The 784-nt window shown below is 39.0% G+C and carries 1 protein-coding gene; it reads left to right on the top strand.

Annotation, left to right across the window (positions count from 1 at the left end; all coding sequences use genetic code 11):
- The first annotated feature begins 29 nt into the window (after positions 1-29).
- The gene (locus HC723_RS16980) at positions 30-722 is read left to right on the top strand and encodes an IS6 family transposase (protein ID WP_190339940.1); all 693 of its coding nucleotides are present in this window, start codon (positions 30-32) and stop codon (positions 720-722) included.
- Positions 723-784: the final 62 nt, after the last annotated feature.

The following is a 784-nucleotide window of genomic DNA, read 5'->3' as shown; positions in this document are numbered from 1 at the left end:
CAACGTCACAATAACGGAGTATTATTAACATGAAACTTAACTTTTCAGGATGCCATTTCCCGCAAGAGATCATCATGCAAGCACTTCGTTATTACTTAGCGTACAAATTAAGTTACCGGGAAATAGAAGAGATTTTTGCTGAGCGAAATATCCGCTTTGACCACTCAACATTAAATCGTTGGGTGATAAAATATGCGCCATTACTTGAAGTCAATTTCAGAAAAAGAAAACGTAAAGTAGCTGATTCATGGCGCATGGATGAGACCTATATTAAGGTCAAAGGTAAGTGGGTCTACTACTATAGAGCCGTCGATAAGTATGGCGCTATTATTGATTTCTATTTGAGTGAAACGCGTAATGAACAGGATGCACGGGCCTTCTTTGATAAAGCGATAGGCAGTAGTGGATTGCCAAGCAAAGTTGTTATCGATAAAAGTGGCGCGAATGCAGCAGCGTTAGATACCATCAATATTAGCCTTTGGTTAGGTGGATACATGTTGCGTATGATCGAAGTATTGGCAGTTAAATACCTCAACAATATTGTTGAACAAAGTCATCGAAAAGTGAAAGGTAAAATGCATCAATGTTTAGGATGGAAGTCTTGGATTGGTGCAGAATCAACCTTGGCAGGTGTTGAAATCTGCTCCATGATTAAGCAAGGACAGATGATTAACTCAGAAGAAATGACGTCATGGGAGCAGTTTTATTCTTTAGCTGCATAATTATATCTGAGGAAAAGTGCCTCTTTAATTTAGAACCCACAATCTGAGTTTGCGACAGAACC

Origin of the sequence: Vibrio sp. S11_S32, assembly GCF_014694465.1 — a bacterium.
Classification (GTDB): domain Bacteria; phylum Pseudomonadota; class Gammaproteobacteria; order Enterobacterales; family Vibrionaceae; genus Vibrio; species Vibrio algicola.
The sequence above is the reverse complement of the archived record's forward strand: the minus strand, read 5'-3'. Positions and strand labels throughout refer to the sequence as shown.